This window comes from Arthrobacter sp. zg-Y1116, from assembly GCF_024385485.1.
Taxonomy (GTDB): domain Bacteria; phylum Actinomycetota; class Actinomycetes; order Actinomycetales; family Micrococcaceae; genus Arthrobacter_B.
Map to the genome: position 1 here is coordinate 332,102 of NZ_JANFLR010000004.1, position 16,570 is coordinate 348,671.

A 16,570-nucleotide genomic window follows, 5' to 3' on the forward strand; every position below is an offset into this window, starting at 1 on the left:
GCAAAAGGCGCCGGTAAGCGGAGGAATCCGCTTACCGGCGCCTTGCGCGGGGAAGTACTTAGAGGGAACGGGCCAGGATGGCCTGCTTGACCTCTGAAATGGCCTTGGTGACCTGGATGCCGCGGGGGCATGCTTCCGAGCAGTTGAAGGTGGTGCGGCAGCGCCACACGCCTTCCTTGTCGTTCAGGATCTCCAGGCGCATATCTCCGGCGTCGTCACGCGAATCGAAGATGAAGCGGTGCGCGTTCACGATTGCCGCCGGGCCGAAGTACTGGCCGTCGGTCCAGAAGACGGGGCAGGAGGACGTGCACGCGGCGCAGAGGATGCACTTGGTGGTGTCGTCGAAGCGCTCACGGTCCTCGGCGGACTGCAGGCGTTCCTTCGTGGGCTCGTGGCCCTTGGTCACCAGGAACGGCATGATCTCGCGGTAGGACTGGAAGAACGGCTCCATGTCCACGATCAGGTCCTTTTCCACCGGCAGGCCCTTGATGGGCTCGACGAGGATGGGCTTGGACGTGTCCAGGTCCTTCAGCAGGGTCTTGCAGGCCAGGCGGTTGCGGCCGTTGATGCGCATGGCATCGGAGCCGCAGACACCGTGGGCGCAGGAACGGCGGAACGAAACCGAGCCGTCGTGCTCCCACTTGACCTTGTGCAGTGCGTCCAGCACGCGGTCCGTGCCGTACATGGTCAGCTTCCACTCATCCCAGTAGGCTTCGTCGGAAACCTCGGGGTTGTAGCGGCGGACCTTCAGGGTGATCTCAAACGAGGGGATCTCTCCGCCGACTGACTCGGGGAGCTCTACCTTCGAGGCCGGCTCGGCGATTTCGGTTGTCATTAGTACTTCCTCACCATCGGCTCGTAGCGCGTGAAAATGACCGGCTTGGTGTCCAGCCGAATGCCGGCGGTGTGCTCGGCATTCTCGGCTTCGTCAACCTTGTAGGCCATGGAATGCTTCATGAAGTTCTCGTCGTCGCGCTCCGGGAAGTCCTCGCGGAAGTGTCCGCCGCGGGATTCGGTGCGGTGCAGGGCGGCAACGCTCATGACCTTCGCCAGTTCCAGGAGGAAGCCCAGCTCCACGGCCTCGAGGAGGTCGAGGTTGAAGCGCTTGCCCTTATCCTGGACGCTGATTTTCTGGTAACGCTCCTCGAAGGAAGCGATGTCCGTCAGGACCTGCTGGATGGTCTCCGCAGTGCGGAAGACCTGCATGTTGGCATCCATGGTGTTCTGCAGGTCCCGGCGGATTTCGGAGACACGCTCAGTGCCTTCCGAATTGCGGACGTGGTCCAGCAGATTGACCGTGTCCAGTTCGGAGTTCTCCGGCAGGTCGACGAAATCGGCGGTCAGGGCGTATTCGGCAGCGTAGATGCCGGCCCGCTTGCCGAAGACGTTGATGTCCAGCAGCGAGTTGGTGCCCAGACGGTTGGAACCGTGCACGGACACGCAGGCGACTTCGCCGGCCGCGTACAGCCCGGGGATCACCGTGTCGTTGTCCTGGAGTACCTCGGCCTTGATGTTGGTCGGAATGCCGCCCATCACGTAGTGCGCCGTGGGGAACACCGGCACCGGTTCGGTGTAGGGCTCCACACCGAGGTAGGTGCGGGCAAACTCGGTGATGTCCGGAAGCTTCGCGTCGATGTGCGCCGGTTCCAGGTGCGTCAGGTCCAGCAGGACGTAGTCCTTGTTCGGGCCGCAGCCGCGTCCTTCGCGTACCTCGTTGGCCATGGAACGGGCCACGATGTCGCGCGGCGCCAGGTCCTTGATGGTCGGGGCGTAGCGCTCCATGAAGCGCTCACCCTCGGAGTTGCGGAGGATGGCGCCTTCGCCGCGGGCAGCCTCGGAGAGGAGGATGCCCAGTCCGGCCAGGCCGGTCGGGTGGAACTGGATGAACTCCATGTCCTCCAGGGGAATGCCCCGGCGGAAGGCGATGCCCATGCCGTCACCGGTGAGGGTGTGCGCGTTGGACGTGGTCTTGTAGACCTTGCCGGCGCCGCCGGAGGCGAACACGACGGACTTGGCCTGGAAGATGTGCAGCTCGCCGGTGGCGAGGTCATAGGAAATGACGCCCGCTACCCGCTTCTGGCCGTCGAGGTCGACGACGGTGATGAGGTCCAGGACGTAGTACTCGTTGTAGAACTCAACGTTGTGCTTGACGCAGTTTTGGTAGAGCGTCTGCAGGATCATGTGTCCCGTGCGGTCTGCGGCGTAGCACGCACGGCGTACCGGTGCCTTGCCGTGGTCACGGGTGTGCCCGCCGAAGCGGCGCTGGTCGATGCGTCCTTCGGGCGTGCGGTTGAACGGCAGGCCCATCTTTTCCAGGTCCAGCACGGCGTCAATGGCTTCCTTGGCCATGACCTCGGCTGCATCCTGGTCCACCAGGTAGTCACCGCCCTTGACGGTGTCGAAGGTGTGCCATTCCCAGTTGTCTTCTTCGACATTGGCCAGGGCCGCGCACATGCCGCCCTGTGCCGCACCGGTGTGGGAGCGGGTGGGGTACAGCTTGGTCAGTACCGCCGTACGTGCGCGCTGACCTGATTCGATGGCGGCACGCATACCGGCGCCGCCTGCGCCGACGATGACGACGTCGTACTTATGGACCTGCATAGCAGATGCTCTTTCTGTTGAAACTACTAGAAATTCGTGGGCGTACCCTGGTTGTCCTGCGCAGGCCTTAGCTGGCGCCGCAGAACTCCTGGAGCGTCTCAGCCGAGGCGCCTGCAAGGCAGGGGTCAAAGGTGAAGATCACCAGGGTGCCGAGCACGATGATCACGAAGGTCGCGACATAGAGGACAGTCTTGAGCCACATGCGCGTGGCCTTCTTGTCTGCGTAGTCGTTGATGATGACGCGGACGCCGTTGGTGCCGTGCAGCATGGCCAGCCACAGCATGACCAGGTCCCAGACCTGCCACAGCGGGCTCGCCCACTTGCCGGCAACGAAGCCGAAGTCGACGGCATGGATGCCGTCGCCCAGGACCAGGTTCATGAACAGGTGCGTGAAGATCAGGACAACAAGGATCACGCCGGAGACGCGCATGAACAGCCACGCAAGCATTTCAAAGTTGCCGCGGCCCGATGAATTGCGCGTGTAGCGCGGGGCGATGCGTCCTGAACGGGGTGCTTCGAGGGCGTGCGCTTCGTTAGTAGATGTGCTCATTGGTTATTAACCCCCGAAGACGTTGGGCAGGTGGCGAATAGAGAAGCCGATAACCGTAACGGCCCACAGGGCAACAACGCCCCAGAGCATCTGGCGCTGGTACTTCGGCCCCTTCTTCCAGAAGTCGATCAGGACTACACGCAGGCCGTTGAAGGCATGGAACACAATGGCCGCAACGAGACCAAGCTCGCCGAGGCCCATAATCGGGTTCTTGTAGGATTCGATCACCACGTTGTAGGCCTCCGGCGAAACGCGCACCAAAGACGTATCCAGAACGTGGACCAAAAGGAAGAAGAAGATCGCCACGCCGGTGATACGGTGCACAACCCACGACCATTGGCCCTCACGGCCACGGTAGAGAGTGCCTGCTGGTAACTTCGACACTGAATTTTCCTCCCTGCATCGCAGCGGCGTTAGCGCGTGTTCCACGCAGTGATGACGCCGGTGCGACAGCGATATAAGCTCTACCATAATCTAGGCTTGCGTGACCGGGGTTTCAATTTAGGTTCGCCTATGGTGTGACGCTGATTACATTGAACCCGCAGCGCAAACGCTGTATCGGGGGTGGTTCCTGATGCTCGCCGACCGGCTGGGCTAATCTTGGCTGTGATGAGTAACGAAAAGCCACAAGCAGACACTGCGTCCGTTCTTGACCGTTTTTACGGGGTCATCCCGGCGGGCGGCGTCGGGACGCGCCTTTGGCCCCTTTCCCGTGCGGCCGCACCCAAGTTCCTGCATGACCTGACAGGTTCGGGGTCCACCCTGATCAGGGCCACGTACGAGCGCCTCAGCCCGCTCAGCGGAGACCGCGTCATGGTGGTGACCGGGGCCGTGCACCGGCAGGCCGTGCGGCAGCAGCTGCCCGAAATCTCCAACAAGAACCTGGTCCTGGAACTCGAGCCGAAGGATTCGGCCGCAGCGATCGGCCTTGCAGCGGCGATCCTCTACAAGCGGGATCCGCAGATCATCATGGGATCCTTCGCCGCAGACCAGGTCATTGCCCCCGTGGAGGTCTTCCAGGCCGCCGTCCGGGAAGCCGTGCACACCGCGGCGCAGGGATATATCGTCACCATCGGCATCGAACCCACGCACCCGTCCACCGGATTCGGCTATATCCGTGCCGGCGAGCAGCTCCGGGTTGCCGGCGCACCGACCGCGCGCGCCGTGGTCGAGTTCGTGGAGAAACCGTCCGCGGACGTTGCGCAGACGTACCTGGACAGCGGCAGCTACAGCTGGAACGCCGGAATGTTCGTGGCCCCTGTGGACCTGATGCTCAAGCACCTGGAAGCCAATGAGCCGGTGCTCTACGCCGGCCTGATGGAAATCGCCGACGCCTGGGACACCACCCGCCGCCGCGAAGTGGTCCGTCGGGTCTGGCCCACGCTGCCAAAGATCGCCATTGACTATGCCGTCGCTGAACCGGCGGCCGCAGCAGGCGACGTCGCAATGATCCCAGGCGCCTTCAGCTGGGACGATGTAGGCGACTTCGCCGCGATCGGCCGCCTGAACCCCGCAGCGGAAAACAGCAACCTGACGGTGATGGGGGAGGGCGCCCGCGTCTACTCCGAAAACGCCTCCGGGATAGTCGTCTCCGATACCAAGCGTGTCATTGCGCTGATCGGGATCGAGGACATCGTCATCGTGGACACACCCGACGCCCTGCTGGTGACCACCAAGGAACACGCGCAGGAAGTCAAGAAAGCCGTGGAACACCTGAAGGCCAGCGGCGACACCGACGTCCTGTAGGCCGTCCGCGGAACACCGTCACGCAGCGTCGTTTCCGGCGTCGCACATTCCCGTTTTGGCTCCGGAATTGGCTAACCTTGAGGTTGTGCAGACTATCCCTTTGAGCAATTCGCCAATCCCCTCAATACAGGGGAGTGTGGCGCCGCTCCTGGGCGGGTTGATCGAGTTCCGTCGGGACCTGCACTCGCATCCCGAGCTCTCGCATAAGGAATTCCGCACTACCGACCGCATTGTAGAAGCCCTGGAGCATGCAGGCCTGACGCCCAAGCGACTCGACAACACGGGCGTTGTGGTGGACATCGGTGAGGGCCCCGTCCGCCTGGCGGTCCGGGCGGATATCGACGCCCTTCCCGTGCTGGAGGAGACCGGGCTGCCGTACGCCTCGGAGAACACCGGCATAGCCCATGCCTGCGGCCATGACATCCACACCACGGTGATGCTGGGCGTGGCAAAGGTGCTCGCAGGGTTCGACGCCGCCGGCCAGCTGGGCGGACGGGTGCGCGTTATCTTCCAGCCGGCCGAAGAAGTCATGCCGGGAGGCGCCCTCTCGGTGATCGAGCAGGGAGCCCTGGACGGTGTCCCGCGCGTCCTGGCCCTGCACTGCGACCCCCGGGTGGATGTGGGGCAGGTAGGCACCCGCATCGGCGCGATTACCTCGGCGTCAGACACCATCCGGATCGAACTCAGCGGCCGCGGCGGGCATACCTCCCGCCCGCACCTGACGGAGGACCTGGTCTTCGCGCTGGCCGAGATTGCCGTCAGTGTTCCGGCCGTGCTCTCCCGCCGCATCGACGTGCGCAGCGGTGTTTCCGTGGTGTGGGGGCAGATGCACGCAGGTTCCGCACCCAACGCCATTCCCGGACACGGATTCATGGCCGGCACCATGCGCTGCCTCGACGCCGAGGCCTGGCACGCCGCCGGAGAGCTGCTGGACAAGGTGGTTCGGGAAATCGCGGCGCCGTTCGGCGTCGACGTGCATCTGGAGCACATCCGGGGCGTTCCCCCGGTTATTAACGCCGACGCCGAGATCAGCCTGATCGAAGCGGCGGCCCGCGCCGAACTGGGCGAAGACGCCGTCGTGCTGGCCCCGCAGTCGATGGGCGGGGAGGACTTTGCCTGGATGACGCAGGCGGTTCCGGGCGCCCTGATGCGGCTTGGCACACGTTCGCCGGGCGGGGAAACCTTCGATCTGCACCGCGGAGACTACAACCCGGATGAACGGGCTATCAGCTGCGGCGTAAGCGTGATGGCGGCGGCCGCACTCCGCGCCGCCCGGGGCCTGCGGCACTGAATCAGCCGCGGCCGTTCCGGCCCTGCGGGCCCGCGTAACCTGGCGACACAATAGCGGCTGCCGCTGCGCATGTGAACGGGGCGGGACCATATCAGCCCGGTTCAGGCCGGAAGTGCCCGTTTGATAACAACATGTAAACAATGTTCCACCAGCACCGGATTTGGACTTGGTGTTGCCTCCGACACATTATGGTTATGTTGCTGCGGTCCAACGACGGACGGAGCGCTGCGCCACACGCTGCACCTTCAAGGGCACCGTTCGGCGAAAACCATTTCTTTTCTGGAGGAACATTGAAGAATTACCCGCGCAGCTTTAAGCGCAACGCAGGCGTCTCCGCCGCCATGCTCGGCGTGTCAGCTCTCCTGCTTTCCGGCTGCGGTGCTGCACCGGAAGAGGAAGAAGGCGGCTCCGAAGCAGCCAACAGCGACTTCACCGGCTGCATTGTTTCCGACGCCGGTGGCTGGGATGACCGCTCCTTCAACCAGTCCAGCTACGAAGGCCTGATGGCGGCGAAGGATTCCCTGGGCATCGAGACCCGCGACGCTGAGTCCCAGGCGCCCACCGACTTCACGAACAACGTTGACAGCATGGTCCAGGCCGGCTGCGACCTGACCGTGACCGTCGGCTTCCTGCTCTCCGACGCCACGAAGGCCGCTGCCGAAGCGAACCCCGACGTGAACTTCGCGATCGTCGATGACAACGCCATCGAGCTCGACAACGTCAAGCCGATCATCTACGACACGGCCCAGGCAGCTTTCCTTGCCGGCTACGTCGCTGCAGGCTCCTCCGAGACCGGCACCGTCGCTACCTACGGCGGCATGAACATCCCCACCGTCACCATCTTCATGGAGGGCTTCGCCCAGGGCGTTGAGTACTTCAACAAGGAGAACGGCAAGGACGTCAAGCTCCTCGGCGCTGACTCCTTCGTCGACAGCTTCGACAACCGTGCCGCAGGCAAGACCCTGACGCAGAACTTCATCAACGAAGGCGCCGACGTCATCATGCCCGTCGCCGGTCCGGTGGGCCTGGGCACCATGGAAGCCGTGGTCGAGGCCAACGCAGGCGGCAAGAACGTCCGCGCGGTCTGGGTTGACTCCGACGGATATGAGACCGCGGAAATCGGTCAGGAATTCATCCTGACCTCGGTCATGAAGCTGATGGGCGACGCAGTCGAGGACGTCATCACCGAGTCCACCGAAGACAACTTCAGCGCCGAGCCGTACGTGGGCACCCTGGAGAACGGCGGCGTCGACCTGGCACCGTTCCACGACCAGGAAGCCAACGTCCCCGAAGAGGTCAAGTCCGCGGTCGAGGACCTGAAGGCCAAGATCATCTCCGGTGAGATCAAGATCGAATCCGAGTCCAGCCCGCAGCAGTAACAGCGGACCGAACTGCCCTCAGACAACCGCCATGCCCCGCAGTTGCGACTGCCGGACATGGCGGTTTGTCTGTGCCGGACAGCCCTACCTCCCACACAGCACTTTTTAGAACAGATTGGTTGGGGTTTTGTGAAACTCGAGCTTCAAGGCATCACCAAGCGATTCGGTTCGCTGGTAGCCAATGACCACATCGACCTCGTGGTCGAGCCGGGGCAGGTACATAGCCTGCTCGGCGAGAACGGCGCCGGTAAATCGACGTTGATGAACGTCCTCTACGGCCTCTACGAGCCGACCGAGGGACAGATCCTCATCGACGGGCGACCGGTAACCTTCAGCGGCCCCTCGGATGCCATGGCCGCCGGCATCGGCATGGTGCACCAGCACTTCATGCTGGTACCGGTCTTTACCGTGGCCGAGAACGTGGCCCTGGGAAACGAAAAAACCCGGTTCGCCGGAATGCTGAACCTGGACGAAACCCGCCGCCGTATCCGGGAAATCTCGGACCAGTACGGGTTCGACGTCGACCCCGATGCCCTCGTGGAGGACCTGCCCGTCGGCGTCCAGCAGCGCGTGGAAATCATCAAGGCGCTGATCCGGGACGCAGAAGTCCTGATCCTCGACGAACCGACCGCCGTCCTTACCCCGCGCGAAACGGACGAACTGCTGGGCATCATGCGCCAGCTCACCAGTGACGGCAAGGGCGTCGTCTTCATCTCGCACAAGCTCCGCGAGGTCAAGGCCGTCTCCGACGTCATCACGGTAATCCGCCGCGGCAAGGTAGTCGGCTCCGCAGAACCCAGCGCCGGCACTACGGAACTTGCAGCGCTGATGGTGGGCCGCTCGGTCAGCCTGAGCCTGGACAAGGCTCCGGCCGTTCCGGGTGAAGAGACCTTCCAGGTGGAGAACCTCACGGTTGTCTCCGCGGGCGGCCAGCCGGTGGTTAACGGCCTGAGCTTCGGCATTGCCAAGGGCGAAATCCTTGCCGTTGCCGGTGTGCAGGGCAACGGCCAGACCGAGCTCACCGAAGCGGTCATGGGCCTGCAGGAACACGTGACCGGCTCCATCAAGCTGGACGGACGGGAACTCGTGGGCATGAAGACCCACAAGATCATCGACGCCGGTGTCGGCTTCGTCCCCGAGGACCGCAACGTGGACGGACTGGTCGGCACCTTCTCGGTTGCCGAAAACCTGGTCCTCAACCGCTATGACGAGCCGCCGTTTGCGCGCGGCCTGTCGATGAAGCCTGCGGTGGTCGGCGCCAACGCCGAGGAAAAGATCACCGAGTTCGATATCCGTACCCAGACTGCTGCCACCCCGGCGGGCACACTGTCCGGCGGCAACCAGCAGAAGGTGGTTATGGCCAGGGAACTGTCCCGGCCGCTCTCGCTGTTCATCGCCAGCCAGCCCACCCGCGGGGTGGACGTTGGTTCCATCGAATTCCTGCACCGGCGGATCATCGCCGAACGGGAGGCCGGCACGCCGGTGATGATCGTGTCCACCGAACTGGACGAGGTCCTGGAGCTCGGTGACCGCATTGCCGTGCTGTACGGCGGCCGCCTGATGGGCATTGTGCCCGGCGGCACATCGCGGAATGTGCTGGGCCTGATGATGGCCGGCATGACCGCCGACGAGGCGCTGGCCCGAGAGGCCGCGCCCGAGGAAACACCAATTATTGAGGGAGGGGCGCAGTGAGCCCGGAAAAGTCCACCACTGGTGGGCCAGCACCAGACCGCAAGATTTCGGCTGCCGACGAGGCACGCCTCGAAGTAGCTGCGGAGACCGCCGGAGGCCAGCTGGCGCCGCCCGCCGCCGCCGTCGGCAGCACCATCCTGCCGGAGCTGGACGCCCGTCGCGGCGTCCTCGAGCGGATCGTGACCGGAAACGGGCTGGTATCCGTCCTCGCCGTCCTGATGGCCCTGATTGTGGGCGGGGTGCTGATCGCCCTGACCAACGAGGAAGCCACCGAGGCAGCCGGCTACCTGTTCAACCGTCCCGGCGATTTCTTCGCCGCGGCCTGGGACGCGGCGGCCGGAGCGTACTACTCGCTCTTCCAGGGGTCGATCATCAACCTGGAGGCTGAGTCCTTCACCCGTGCGATCTACCCCCTCACCCAGACGCTGACCACCGCCACCCCGCTGATCTGCGCCGGCCTCGGCGTCGCGCTGGCGTTCCGTGCCGGCCTGTTCAACATCGGTGCGCAGGGCCAGATCATCATCGGCGCCACACTGGCGGCGTGGGTCGGGTTCACCTGGCAGCTGCCCGCAGGGCTGCACATCCTCCTGGTGATCATCGCCGGCCTGCTCGGCGGAGCCATCTGGGGCGGCATTGCAGGCCTGCTGAAGGCCCGCACGGGTGCCCACGAAGTGATCGTGACCATCATGCTCAACTACGTGGCCATCCAGCTGGTCGCATTCCTGCTCACCACTCCCGGTTTCCAGCGGGAGGGCAGCAACAACCCGATCAGCCCGCTGCTGGTTGACAGTGCCATGTTCCCCAAGCTGTTCGGCTCTGACTTCCGCCTGCACTGGGGCTTCATCCTGGCGATCGCGGCCACGGTCTTCGTATGGTGGCTGCTCAACCGCTCCACCATCGGGTTCGAACTGCGTGCCGTGGGCGCCAACCCCGACGCCGCCCGAAACGCCGGCATCAGCACCACGAAGGGCTACGTGGTGGTTATGCTCATCGCCGGCGCCCTGTCCGGCCTCGCCGGCGTGTCCCAGGTCTCCGGAACCGAGCGCGTGCTGACCACCGACGTGGCTGCCAGCTTCGGCTTTGACGCCATCACGGTGGCGCTGCTGGGCCGCTCGACGCCGTGGGGAACCTTCGCTGCCGGCCTGCTCTTCGGCGCCTTCCGCGCCGGAGGTGTCGCCATGCAGACCAACACCGGTACCAGCATCGACATTGTCCTGGTGGTCCAGTCCCTGATCGTGCTGTTCATCGCGGCCCCGCCGCTGGTGCGTTCGCTGTTCAGGATCCCGCCGCCCGGAGCCTTCCGCTCCGCCCGCAAGCCCGCCGCAAGTGCCGGAGGAGCAGCATGAGCACCGCAACCACCACCCCCGCGCTGAACCCGGCGCCCGCCACACTTGTGCGCAGCTGGAAAACACCCATCCTGCTGGGCGTGCTCGCCCTGTTGTCCCTGGTGTTCTTCGCCTTCGGGGCTCCGGCCACCGACGTCACCTTCCGACTGACCGACCCCGGGGCGGCCATCACGCTGCCGGACCTGGTGTTCTCCGCCAAGGCTTTCGGCTGGGCAGGCGCAATCGTGCTCGTCCTGGCCGCTGCCTGGGCCTTCGTCCTCGTCCGGTCGGGGCGGCGCCTGCCGCTCTGGCTCCCGGTGATTTTCGGCGTCGTGTTCGTGGCGGCGTTCCTCTCCTGGTCCGTCGGCAGTGCAGGCACGCCCAACATCGCCCTCTACGGACTCCTTGCCGGCAGCATCACCCTGGCCGTGCCGCTGATCTTCGGTTCGCTCTCGGGCGTCCTGTGTGAGCGCGTCGGCGTGGTCAACATCGCCATCGAGGGCCAGCTCCTCTTCGGCGCCTTTGCCGCCGCAGTGGCCGGCACCGTATCCGGCAGCGCCTTCGTCGGTCTGCTGGCAGCAGCCGTTGCCGGTGTGCTCGTCTCCCTGGTGCTGGCAGTCTTCAGCATCAAGTACGTGGTCAACCAGGTCATCGTGGGCGTCGTGCTGAACGTGCTCGTGTCCGGCCTCACCGGTTTCCTCTTCTCCACCGTGCTCAGCGCGAACCCGTCGGAACTGAACTCGGCGCCGCGCCTGCCGAACATCCGGATCCCGTTCCTGGCAGACATCCCGATCATCGGACCGATCCTGTTCGACCAGTCGCTGATCGGCTACCTGATGTACTTCGCTGTTGCCGCGGTCTACTTCGGGCTGTTCCACACCCGTTGGGGCCTGCGTACCCGTGCAGTCGGAGAACATCCCAAGGCGGCCGACACCCTGGGCGTCAACGTCAACCGGACCCGGTTCACCAACGTGCTGCTCGCCGGCGCGGTGGCCGGCGTCGGCGGGTCGTTCTTCACCCTCGTATCGGTCTCCAGCTTCGGCCAGGACATGACCGGCGGCCAGGGCTACATTGCCCTCGCGGCCCTCATCCTGGGCCGTTGGAACCCGCTCGGTGCCGCAGCCGCGGCCCTGCTGTTCGGCTTTGCCACGAACCTGCAGTACGTCCTGGGCCTGCTGGGTACCCCGGTGCCCAGCCAGTTCCTGTCGATGCTGCCCTACGTAGTGACGATCTTCGCGGTGGCCGGCGTCGTGGGCAAGTCCCGCGGACCGGCTGCCAGCGGCGTGCCCTACATCAAGGGATAGCTCTCAGGGGGACCTGCTGCCGGGAAACCGGCGGCAGGTCCCTCTTGGTTTCCGGTCCGACCGGACCGGAAACCCAATTGGAAGGAAGACATGACACAGACGACCCCCGGCCAGGTGGACTGGGACCAGCTCCTGGAAACCGCACGCGCGGCCCTGGCCCACGCCTACGTGCCCTACTCGAAGTATCCGGTGGGTGCCGCGGCGCTTACCGACGACGGCCGGATCGTTTCCGGCTGCAACATCGAAAACGCCTCCTACGGGCTGACTCTGTGCGCAGAATGTTCAATGATCAGCCAGCTGCGCATGACCGGCGGCGGCCGCTTGGCCGCCTTCGCCTGCGTGGACGGCTCCGGCAATGTCCTGATGCCGTGTGGCCGCTGCCGGCAGTTGCTCTACGAATTCCGGGCACCGGGCATGCAGTTGATGACAGTAAGCGGGATCAAAAGCATGGACGAAGTCCTGCCGGATGCTTTTGGACCGCAGCACCTCGAAGGGCAGGACAAATAAACATGAGCGCTGAAAAGTTCGACGCCGTAGACATCATCGGAATCAAGCGGGACCGGGGCACACTGAGCCCGGAACAGATTGACTGGACCATCGACGCTTACACCCGCGGAGCAATCGCGGACGAACAGATGGCCGCGCTGAACATGGCCATCCTGCTCAACGGCATGAGCCGGGCGGAAATCTCCCGGTGGACCACCGCCATGATCAATTCGGGGGAGCGGATGGACTTCTCCTCCCTCGGGAAACCCACTTCGGACAAGCACTCCACCGGCGGTGTGGGGGACAAGATCACCCTCCCGCTGGCACCCCTGGTGGCCGTTTTCGGTGTTGCCGTCCCGCAGCTCTCCGGCCGCGGGCTGGGCCACACCGGCGGCACCCTGGACAAGCTCGAAGCCATCCCCGGGTGGCAGGCCGCCCTGACCAACGACGCCTTGATGGCCCAGCTGCGCGACGTCGGCGCGGTCATCTGTGCAGCGGGTGCCGGACTGGCTCCGGCCGACAAGAAGCTGTACTCGCTGCGCGACGTCACGGGAACCGTGGAAGCCATCCCGCTGATCGCTTCCTCGATCATGAGCAAGAAGATCGCCGAAGGCACGGGTTCGCTGGTGCTCGACGTCAAGGTCGGAAGCGGCGCATTCATGAAGACCGAAGCCCGCGCCCGTGAACTGGCCGAGACCATGGTGGCCCTGGGCAAGGACGCCGGCGTAAACACGGTGGCCCTGCTGACCGACATGTCCACGCCGCTGGGCCTGACTGCCGGCAACGCCATCGAGGTGCAGGAGTCCGTGGACGTCCTTGCCGGCGGCGGACCCGAGGACGTCGTGGAACTCACCCTGGCCCTGGCCCGGGAGATGCTCACGGCTGCCGGGCAGCCCGATGCCGACCCGGAAGCAGCACTGAAGGACGGCCGTGCCATGGACGTCTGGCGCCGGATGATCTCCGCGCAGGGCGGCGATCCGGATGCTGCGCTTCCGGTGGCCCGCGAATCCGAAACCATCTACGCGCCCGCCGACGGTGTGCTGGTGGAACTCGATGCCCTCTCCGTAGGCGTTGCAGCTTGGCGCCTTGGCGCCGGGCGTGCCCGCAAGGAAGACGCGGTCCAGGCCGGTGCCGGCGTCGTTATGCATGCCAAGCCGGGCGCCGTCGTCCGGGCCGGTGAGCCGCTGATGACGCTGCTGACCGACACCCCCGAAAAGTTCGACCGGGCGCGCGAAGCACTGGCCGACGCCGTCGTCGTTGCCCCCGAGGGGTCGCGTCCGGCCCGGAAGCTGATCATCGACCGGATCAGCTAGGGGTTCGGGGCCTCGTTGCTTCCGGCGCCCTGGGGTGCCGGGGCGCGGGGTGCCGGGCCCTGCGGGCCCTACAGGCCCCGGAACGGCGGCAACGAAATTTCCGTGCTCGCAGAGCTCGCAGGAAATATTAAAGCCGCCTTCCTCCGGGGCCCTCCGCGGCCCTTCGGGTCCGGCGCGCCGGCCGGGGGCTATCGGGAGCGATGCCCCTCAGCTGGTGGGGTCTCCTCCACGTCCCTCCGGGGCGGGTGAAGGAGGGCGCGTCGCCCGGAAGGTTCGCCGCAGGCAGCTGTATCTGCGTGGCATGCTTGTAAAGGACCTAGGTAGCTTATTTCAAGGAGCGGCAGCTGTTGGACATTCTCAGTGCCACAGTGGACGGCATAAACAACTTCATCCTCTCCACAGCGGGTTCGCCGTGGGTCTACATCGGGCTCCTGGCCTGCTGCCTGATCGACGGCTTCTTCCCGCCGGTGCCCAGCGAGTCACTGGTGGTCGCGCTGGCATCGCTGGCGCTCAGCGGCGCCGGCGTGAATATCTGGCTGATCATTCCCGCAGCAGCACTGGGAGCGTTCCTTGGCGACAACCTTGCCTATCTCCTGGGCCGCTGGATCGGGACCGAAAGGTTCCGCTGGATGCGCACGCCGAAGATGCGCCGTTCCTTCACATGGGCACGCCATGAACTCGACAAACGCTCCATGTCGCTGATCCTCGTGGCCCGGTTCATCCCGGTTGGCCGCGTGGTAGTAAACCTCACCGCAGGCGCGACAGGATTCCCGCGACGCCGGTTCATCTCCCTGACCGCGATCTCCGGGATTGTCTGGGCGGCCTACAGCGTGGCCATCGGCGCGATAGCCGGTGCCTGGTTCAACGAGCACCACCTGCTCGGCGTGGCGGTGGGTGTCACCGGTGCCCTTGTCCTGGGCCTGGTCATCGACCGCATCATCACCATGGTCCGGGGCTCCGCAGCGGGGACGGCACACGCGGCAGCGGACGACATGCCGAACGCCGATGACGACGAGAGCACGCAGAAGGCCGCCTGAAACACCGTAGAGTTGCCGTGTGACTGAGCCTACAAACCTCCCCGAATCCTCTTCCCTCGACGTGCGCAGCCTGCCGAAGGTATCGCTGCACGATCACCTTGACGGAGGCCTCCGTCCGGCCACCATCATTGAGCTGGCCGCCGCCGTCGGCCACACCCTGCCGAGCACCGACCCCGCCGCACTGGGGGAGTGGTTCCGCGATTCGGCGGACTCCGGATCCCTGGAGCGCTACCTCGAAACCTTCGACCACACCATCGCCGTGATGCAGACGCACGAGGGCCTGGTGCGGGTGGCCCGCGAATTCGTCGAAGACCTCGCAGCTGACGGAGTGGTCTACGCGGAAGTCCGCTGGGCGCCGGAACAGCATGTGCAGGCAGGGTTGAGCCTGGACGAAGCCGTCGAAGCGGTGCAGGCCGGCATCGAAGAAGGCGTTGCGAACGCGGAAGCCGCCGGCAGCTTCATCCAAGTGGGCCAGCTGATCAGCGCCATGCGGCACGCGGACCGTGCGATGGAAATTGCCGAGCTGGCCGTGCGGCACCGCGACTCCGGCGCCGTGGGCTTCGATATCGCCGGTGCCGAAGACGGCTTCCCGGCTTCGCGGTTTAAAGACGCCTTCACCTACCTGGCCGAAAACCAGTTCCCGGCCACGGTGCACGCCGGAGAAGCAGCCGGCATCGAGAGCATCGTGGATGCCCTGGTACACGGCCGGGCACTGCGGCTGGGTCACGGCGTGCGGATTGCCGAGGACATCGACGTCGAATTCGAGGACAACGGCACGCCGGACGAACCCGAAGTGGGCATCGTGAGCATGGGCCGGGTGGCCAACTGGGTCCGCGACCGCGGTATTGCCCTGGAGGTGTGCCCGTCCTCGAACCTGCAGACCGGTGCCGTTGCCTCCTTCGGCGAGGACATTGAAACCCACCCGATCGACCTGCTCTACCAGACGGGATTCGCCGTCACCGTCAACACGGACAACCGGCTGATGAGCTCGGTGACGCTCACCGGCGAGTTCGAGCTCCTGATGGACACCTTCGACTACGACCTCGACGATGTCCTGGAACTGACGATGAACGCCGTCAACGCGGCGTTCCTGCCGCTGGACGAGCGTGCCGCGCTTTCGGCCTACGTCACCGAGGGATTCAACCGCGCCCGTGGCTGAAATCCCCCTTCCCGATGACCTCGGCGAGCGGTTTACCCGCCTCGCCGAGGTCATCGGTGCCCTCCGGGAACGTTGCCCCTGGACCGGGGCCTTGACCCACGAATCCCTGCTCGAGTACCTCGTGGAGGAAACGTACGAGCTCGTTGAAGCGGTGGAAGGCGGAACATCCGGTCCCGGGCGCGCTGAGGAACTACGCGGCGAACTCGGCGACGTGCTGCTGCAGGTGATGCTCCATGCCCGCCTGCAGCAGGAATCCGGCAGCTTTTCGGTCGCAGACGTGATCGATTTCCTCACCGCCAAGATGATCCGCCGCAACCCGCATGTCTTCCGCCCCGACGGCAGCCTCCGGGAAGAGTGCGGGGACTCCGGTATTGCGGCAATTGAACAGGCATGGGACGAGGCGAAGAAAGCCGAGACGCCCTCCCGGACCTCGCCGTTCGAAGGAATTCCGGCCGGCCTGCCGGCGCTGCTCCTGGCCGCCAAGACCCTCTCCCGGGCACGCCGTGCCGGACGCCGGGAGCCACCGGAGCCGGCCTCCACTGTGGAGTTTTCCGATGAAAACGAGCTCGGTGACGTGTTGTTTTCGCTCGTCAGCCGCGCCTCGGAGCAGGGGCTTGACGCCGAAACGGCCCTGCGGGCAGCGGTCCGCCGGTACACAGCCGAAGACGCAGGCACCTGATTCCGGCG

Annotated in this window: 15 protein-coding genes; 11 read left to right on the forward strand and 4 right to left on the reverse strand. The window is 65.1% G+C overall.

What is annotated here, in order from left to right:
* Positions 1-58: 58 nt before the first annotated feature.
* From NNX34_RS13005 to sdhC, 4 genes are all read right to left on the reverse strand, one after another.
* Positions 59-835, reverse strand: a complete 777-nt coding sequence (locus NNX34_RS13005) for a succinate dehydrogenase iron-sulfur subunit (RefSeq protein ID WP_146363732.1) — start codon at positions 833-835, stop codon at positions 59-61.
* Positions 835-2,601, reverse strand: a complete 1,767-nt coding sequence (gene sdhA, locus NNX34_RS13010) for a succinate dehydrogenase flavoprotein subunit (RefSeq protein ID WP_255766945.1) — start codon at positions 2,599-2,601, stop codon at positions 835-837. The genes NNX34_RS13005 and sdhA overlap by 1 nt, the downstream gene beginning before the upstream one ends.
* A 67-nt stretch (positions 2,602-2,668) precedes the next feature.
* The gene (locus tag NNX34_RS13015) at positions 2,669-3,151 is read right to left on the reverse strand and encodes a succinate dehydrogenase hydrophobic membrane anchor subunit (RefSeq protein WP_227924224.1); all 483 of its coding nucleotides are present in this window, start codon (positions 3,149-3,151) and stop codon (positions 2,669-2,671) included.
* Between the two features lie 6 nt (positions 3,152-3,157).
* On the reverse strand, positions 3,158-3,535 hold the full coding sequence (gene sdhC, locus NNX34_RS13020) for a succinate dehydrogenase, cytochrome b556 subunit (protein WP_146363726.1): 378 nt from the start codon (positions 3,533-3,535) through the stop codon (positions 3,158-3,160).
* Between the two features lie 225 nt (positions 3,536-3,760).
* Here sdhC and NNX34_RS13025 point away from each other — a divergent pair, with 225 nt between their 5' ends.
* From NNX34_RS13025 to NNX34_RS13075, 11 genes are all read left to right on the forward strand, one after another.
* On the forward strand, positions 3,761-4,897 hold the full coding sequence (locus NNX34_RS13025; RefSeq protein ID WP_255766946.1) for a mannose-1-phosphate guanylyltransferase: 1,137 nt from the start codon (positions 3,761-3,763) through the stop codon (positions 4,895-4,897).
* 100 nt (positions 4,898-4,997) lie between these two features.
* Entirely contained in the window at positions 4,998-6,188 is a 1,191-nt protein-coding gene (locus tag NNX34_RS13030) for an amidohydrolase (protein ID WP_255766947.1), read from the forward strand.
* Positions 6,189-6,478: 290 nt separating this feature from the next.
* Positions 6,479-7,567 (forward strand): BMP family protein, encoded by a 1,089-nt coding sequence (locus NNX34_RS13035; protein ID WP_370647272.1) that lies wholly within the window; start codon positions 6,479-6,481, stop codon positions 7,565-7,567.
* A 129-nt stretch (positions 7,568-7,696) separates the two neighbouring features.
* Entirely contained in the window at positions 7,697-9,259 is a 1,563-nt protein-coding gene (locus NNX34_RS13040; RefSeq protein WP_255766948.1) for an ABC transporter ATP-binding protein, read from the forward strand.
* Complete coding sequence (locus NNX34_RS13045) at positions 9,256-10,605, forward strand: ABC transporter permease (protein ID WP_370647061.1); 1,350 nt, start codon at positions 9,256-9,258, stop codon at positions 10,603-10,605. Before NNX34_RS13040 ends, NNX34_RS13045 begins: the two co-directional genes overlap by 4 nt.
* Positions 10,602-11,888, forward strand: a complete 1,287-nt coding sequence (locus NNX34_RS13050; protein ID WP_255766949.1) for an ABC transporter permease — start codon at positions 10,602-10,604, stop codon at positions 11,886-11,888. Before NNX34_RS13045 ends, NNX34_RS13050 begins: the two co-directional genes overlap by 4 nt.
* Positions 11,889-11,978: 90 nt before the next feature.
* Positions 11,979-12,395, forward strand: a complete 417-nt coding sequence (locus NNX34_RS13055) for a cytidine deaminase (RefSeq protein WP_255766950.1) — start codon at positions 11,979-11,981, stop codon at positions 12,393-12,395.
* Positions 12,396-12,397: 2 nt separating this feature from the next.
* Complete coding sequence (locus NNX34_RS13060; protein WP_255766951.1) at positions 12,398-13,687, forward strand: thymidine phosphorylase; 1,290 nt, start codon at positions 12,398-12,400, stop codon at positions 13,685-13,687.
* A 368-nt stretch (positions 13,688-14,055) separates the two neighbouring features.
* Positions 14,056-14,724, forward strand: a complete 669-nt coding sequence (locus tag NNX34_RS13065) for a DedA family protein (protein ID WP_255767258.1) — start codon at positions 14,056-14,058, stop codon at positions 14,722-14,724.
* Between the two features lie 19 nt (positions 14,725-14,743).
* Positions 14,744-15,883, forward strand: a complete 1,140-nt coding sequence (locus tag NNX34_RS13070; RefSeq protein WP_255766952.1) for an adenosine deaminase — start codon at positions 14,744-14,746, stop codon at positions 15,881-15,883.
* Positions 15,876-16,562: a MazG nucleotide pyrophosphohydrolase domain-containing protein gene (locus NNX34_RS13075; protein ID WP_370647273.1), complete on the forward strand. Its 687-nt coding sequence runs from the start codon at positions 15,876-15,878 to the stop codon at positions 16,560-16,562. Before NNX34_RS13070 ends, NNX34_RS13075 begins: the two co-directional genes overlap by 8 nt.
* Positions 16,563-16,570: the final 8 nt, after the last annotated feature.

Bases quoted from the DNA above. Each gene is read 5' to 3' on its own strand.
- NNX34_RS13050 (WP_255766949.1), top strand. From the start codon at position 10,602: ATGAGCACCGCAACCACCACCCCCGCGCTGAACCCGGCGCCCGCCACA.
- NNX34_RS13055 (WP_255766950.1), top strand. From the start codon at position 11,979: ATGACACAGACGACCCCCGGCCAGGTGGACTGGGACCAGCTCCTGGAA.
- NNX34_RS13025 (WP_255766946.1), top strand. From the start codon at position 3,761: ATGAGTAACGAAAAGCCACAAGCAGACACTGCGTCCGTTCTTGACCGT.
- NNX34_RS13005 (WP_146363732.1), bottom strand. From the start codon at position 835: ATGACAACCGAAATCGCCGAGCCGGCCTCGAAGGTAGAGCTCCCCGAG.
- NNX34_RS13060 (WP_255766951.1), top strand. From the start codon at position 12,398: ATGAGCGCTGAAAAGTTCGACGCCGTAGACATCATCGGAATCAAGCGG.
- sdhA (WP_255766945.1), bottom strand. From the start codon at position 2,601: ATGCAGGTCCATAAGTACGACGTCGTCATCGTCGGCGCAGGCGGCGCC.
- NNX34_RS13015 (WP_227924224.1), bottom strand. From the start codon at position 3,151: ATGAGCACATCTACTAACGAAGCGCACGCCCTCGAAGCACCCCGTTCA.